Raw genomic sequence first — 4,934 nt, 5'->3', positions numbered from 1 at the left:
ACGATTACACCACTCCACAGGACTTGACCTACTTGCTTTCCTAAAACTGATGTGATACAATGATTTAATCCAGAAAAGGAGTAAAAAATATGCGGCAAGGTATTCTTAAATAAAACTATAATCAAATAGTGGGAACAAAGGATTATGATAGCTCCTTTTGTAGGGGCTTAGTTTTTTGTACCCAATTTAAGAATACTTTTGCCTTATCAATTTTGACATATCCCCAAAAACAGCAATCACAAACAGGTGTATGCTGTATATGTGTATGTCCGCAACTTATAATCCCCAGTGGTAAAAGTATTTTACTGCTGGGGATTTTTATGCCCTTTGGGGCTGTAAAGGGAGGACAATCACATGAAAATAATCAATATTGGAATTCTTGCCCATGTAGACGCTGGAAAGACGACCTTGACGGAGAGCCTGCTATATGCCAGCGGAGCCATTTCAGAACCGGGGAGCGTCGAAAAAGGGACAACGAGGACGGACACCATGTTTTTGGAGCGGCAGCGTGGGATTACCATTCAAGCGGCAGTCACTTCCTTCCAGTGGCACAGATGTAAAGTTAACATTGTGGATACGCCCGGCCACATGGATTTTTTGGCGGAGGTGTACCGCTCTTTGGCTGTTTTAGATGGGGCCATCTTGGTGATCTCCGCTAAAGATGGCGTGCAGGCCCAGACCCGTATTCTGTTCAATGCCCTGCGGAAAATGAACATTCCCACCGTTATCTTTATCAACAAGATCGACCAGGCTGGCGTTGATTTGCAGAGCGTGGTTCAGTCTGTTCGGGATAAGCTCTCCGCCGATATTATCATCAAGCAGACGGTGTCGCTGTCCCCGGAAATAGTCCTGGAGGAAAATACCGACATAGAAGCATGGGATGCGGTCATCGAAAATAACGATGAATTATTGGAAAAGTATATCGCAGGAGAACCAATCAGCCGGGAAAAACTTGCGCGGGAGGAACAGCAGCGGGTTCAAGACGCCTCCCTGTTCCCAGTCTATCATGGCAGCGCCAAAAATGGCCTTGGCATTCAACCGTTGATGGATGCGGTGACAGGGCTGTTCCAACCGATTGGGGAACAGGGGGGCGCCGCCCTATGCGGCAGCGTTTTCAAGGTTGAGTACACCGATTGCGGCCAGCGGCGTGTCTATCTACGGTTATACAGCGGAACGCTGCGCCTGCGGGATACGGTGGCCCTGGCCGGGAGAGAAAAGCTGAAAATCACAGAGATGCGTATTCCATCCAAAGGGGAAATTGTTCGGACAGACACCGCTTATCCGGGTGAAATTGTTATCCTTCCCAGCGACAGCGTGAGGTTAAACGATGTATTAGGGGACCCAACCCGGCTCCCTCGTAAAAGGTGGCGTGAGGACCCCCTCCCCATGCTGCGGACGTCGATTGCGCCGAAAACGGCAGCGCAAAGAGAACGGCTGCTGGACGCTCTTACGCAACTTGCGGATACTGACCCGCTTTTGCGCTGCGAGGTGGATTCCATCACCCATGAGATCATTCTTTCTTTTTTGGGCCGGGTGCAGTTGGAGGTTGTTTCCGCTTTGCTGTCGGAAAAATACAAGCTTGAAACAGTGGTAAAGGAACCCCCCGTCATTTATATGGAGCGGCCGCTCAAAGCAGCCAGCCACACCATCCATATCGAGGTGCCGCCCAACCCGTTTTGGGCATCCATCGGACTGTCTGTTACACCACTCCCGCTTGGCTCCGGTGTACAATACGAGAGCCGGGTTTCGCTGGGATACTTGAACCAGAGTTTTCAAAACGCTGTCAGGGATGGTATCCGTTACGGGCTGGAGCAGGGCTTGTTCGGCTGGAACGTAACGGACTGTAAGATTTGCTTTGAATACGGGCTTTATTACAGTCCGGTCAGCACGCCGGCGGACTTCCGCTCATTGGCCCCGATTGTATTGGAACAGGCATTGAAGGAATCAGGGACGCAACTGCTGGAACCTTATCTCTCCTTCACCCTCTATGCGCCCCGGGAATATCTTTCCAGGGCTTATCATGATGCACCGAAATACTGTGCCACCATCGAAACGGTCCAGGTAAAAAAGGATGAAGTTGTCTTTACTGGCGAGATTCCCGCCCGCTGTATACAGGCATACCGTACTGATCTGGCCTTTTACACCAACGGGCAGAGCGTATGCCTTACAGAACTGAAAGGGTATCAGGCCGCTGTCGGCAAGCCAGTCATCCAGCCCCGCCGTCCAAACAGCCGCCTGGACAAGGTGCGCCATATGTTCAGTAAGATCACTGGTTGATTTCCGATCCCAACCGAACACATTGAGCTGACGGCACGCTCCCGCAGTTAACCGAACGCCCCCGAGGTCCTATCCGGGCCCCGGGGGCGGCATTTTCCCAGTTGAAGGAATGGTGGAGATGTGTTTCGATGGGTCCGGTGGCCATGCTCCGCCCGCCGCCCGGCACCTCTTCCCAGACTCAGCCGGACGGTCGGTCCGTCTATTCCGTTTTTCTCCTAGGCTAGGCCAGCGGGGCATCGCCCCTCTCTGCGCGCGCCCTCTCGATGAGCCCCGGCGTCAGGTCGAGATCGCCGAGCGGCACGTCCTCCACGCCGTAGGCGTCCAGCAGCGCCGCCGCGTCCTCCCCGAGCATCGCCCTGAAGGCGCGCGCGGGCGTCGCGAAGCCGAGCGCGCCGCGGGGCTCGGAGTTCACGTGCGACATGGCCAGCGCCAGGTCGGCCGGGGCGAGCCGGTCGAACCTGATTCCGGCGCCCTTGGGCAGCAGCTTCCTGATCTCGACGTGGTTGCGCTCGCAGGCGCCCTTCTGGTCGCTGCGCCTGGGGTCGCAGTAGAACAGCCTCGTCTCGCCCGGCCCCTCGCCGAGCAGCGCCGCGATCGCCGCCTCGTCGGAGAACTCGGCGCCGTTGTCGGTGAGGACGGCGCGGAACACGCGGCGCGTCCCGTCGGCGCCGAGGATGGCCCGGACGCCCTCCAGGGCGTCCGCGACGCACCCGGCGGTCTTCTCCTCCAGCGGCAGCGCGAGCTGGAGCCTGCTGGGGCGGTGCAGCAGCGTGAGCAGGCAGGCGGAGTCCTCCCGGGCCCCCTCGACGGTGTCCATCTCCCAGGCCGCGGCGCACGCGTCCTCCCCGAGGGCGAGGAACGCGGCATGCGACCTGCGGGCGGAGTGGCGGGTCGCCGCCCGGCCCGCGGCGCGCTTCCTCGGCCTGTAGCCGACCTTGCGCCTGAGCTCCATGTTGGTCATGCCGTCGTAGCCCGCCGAGACCCAGCGGTAGATGGTCGACGGCGACAGGTCCACCGGGCCGCCGTTGCGCGCCGCCATCTGCTCGGGCGACAGCCCCCGGCGCAGGCAGTCCCTTATCGCCTCCAGCCTGGCCGCCGCGGCGGGCTCGTCGGCGTCTATCCCGCGCCTGGACGAGACGAGGACCGAGTCGGCGCACAGCTGCGCGGCCCGGGCCTCGTAGAAGACGTGGGGGCGGCGCTTGCAGCCGATCGCGCGGTACCGGCCGCACCCGTTGCAGCAGCGCGGCCACGCCGCCAGGCGCGGGCAGGCCGCCGACAGGTCGGCGGAGGCGTCCACGCGCTCGCCGCGCCTGGCCTTCGGCGCCGTCACGAACCTGTGCGACGCCACCTCGGCGCTCACCGTCGAGGGCGACCTGCCCAGCTCCCTCGCGATCTCCCTGCACGACGCCCTGCGCTCCAGCATCCTCTGGACCGTGTCCCGCTCGTGCCTCGTGAGCCTTCCGTAGGCCCTCGGGACCGCCCTTGCGGAGCCGCTCTTCTTCTTTCCGGACATGCCGTCCTCCGATCTCCCGGGGCCGGCCGATCCGGCCCTCAGGGTATCGGGTTCCCACATTCATCCGCACATGTGCGGATGAATGTGGGAGGTGTTCGGATAAAGTTGATAATCAAGGTGAAGTCTCCAGCTCCAGCTACATGGATGTGTTCTATCCGAAGTACCAGGTGACCTGGGATATGATGAACGTTGCCGGTCCGAACAGCATGTTCATGCACTGCCTGCCCGCCAACCGTGGCGAGGAAGTCGTCGACGAGGTCATGGACGATCCCGAGCGCTCCCTGTGCTGGGTCGAGGCCGAGAACCGCAAGCACTCCATTCGCGCCATCCTGGCCACTCTGTGCCCCCAGAGCGAGCCCGACGAGCAGAAGGCTGCGGCATACCGCGCCACCATCAATGAGCGCATGGCCGCTCTCGGTAAGCACGGTCTGTAAGACGTACCAGGTCGGGCGAGCTACGGCTCGCCCGCCTTCGCAGGAGATGGGCGACCTCATGGCCATCGGCGAGGAGAACTGCAAGGTCTCCGACGACAACCGAGTGCATCAAGGGCGCCGACTTCATCTACACCGACGTGTGGTATGGCCTGTACGATGCTTTCTGATGGGCGGCAGCAGATGCTTGTCTCTTGCTGCCCATCATCTGCGCCACTGCGCGTAGGCACTGGCGCCCTGTCTGAAGTTAAACAGACCTTTCGAGTGTGCACGAAGTGATTGCGCCAACAACGAAGCCCCAACCTGCTCGCTAACTCATGGGCAAGCCACCTGAGACTACTCATTTCCCCTACTAGCAATGAAGGCCTGCAACCTGCAGTTTTGCAAACTGCTTGAAAGGCGCCTGCGTTGATTCACTTCCTATTGCAGCTGGCGGCTCGCACACGAAAAGGCACTTGAGTTTCAAAGCGGGCGTTTTCGTCGATATCGAACCTCTAAAGGCTGTCCGCCGTGCCCTTTGGGACAAAAACGAAAACTCAAAGCCCCGAGTTTGGAATGAGTTTTTGAGATTGCCCCGGCTTTTGTCCCCGAAGCCGATGAAACACGACATAGTGTTACTTGGCGGCACTCGGTTTGAGACGGCATCGAAAACTGAGGACAACTGGAATGTCGGGACAGTAAAACGGCTCTTCAGAGTTGAGTGTGGTTGGAGG

3 protein-coding genes are annotated in these 4,934 nt (G+C 59.0%); 2 read left to right on the top strand and 1 reads right to left on the bottom strand.

Annotated elements, in window-relative coordinates:
- Positions 1 to 354 precede the first annotated feature (354 nt).
- Positions 355 to 2,277 carry a tetracycline resistance ribosomal protection protein Tet(W) gene (tet(W), locus tag HMPREF2874_RS03620; RefSeq protein WP_070648983.1) on the top strand — a complete coding sequence of 641 codons (1,923 nt, stop codon included), beginning with the start codon at positions 355 to 357 and terminating at the stop codon, positions 2,275 to 2,277.
- A 220-nt stretch (positions 2,278 to 2,497) separates the two neighbouring features.
- On the opposite strand, the gene HMPREF2874_RS03615 is transcribed toward tet(W), so the two are convergent.
- Positions 2,498 to 3,790 carry an IS30 family transposase gene (locus tag HMPREF2874_RS03615; RefSeq protein WP_005987407.1) on the bottom strand — a complete coding sequence of 431 codons (1,293 nt, stop codon included), beginning with the start codon at positions 3,788 to 3,790 and terminating at the stop codon, positions 2,498 to 2,500.
- Between the two features lie 146 nt (positions 3,791 to 3,936).
- Between HMPREF2874_RS03615 and HMPREF2874_RS03610 the strand changes: the two genes are divergently transcribed.
- Positions 3,937 to 4,224, top strand: coding sequence for a Rossmann-fold NAD(P)-binding domain-containing protein (locus HMPREF2874_RS03610; RefSeq protein ID WP_204371245.1), 288 nt, complete (start codon positions 3,937 to 3,939; stop codon positions 4,222 to 4,224).
- Positions 4,225 to 4,934 lie beyond the last annotated feature (710 nt).

The sequence above is a fragment of the Rothia sp. HMSC068F09 genome, from assembly GCF_001812775.1.
GTDB lineage: Bacteria > Actinomycetota > Actinomycetes > Actinomycetales > Micrococcaceae > Rothia > Rothia mucilaginosa_A.
This window is presented reverse-complemented; position numbering and strand designations above follow the sequence as displayed.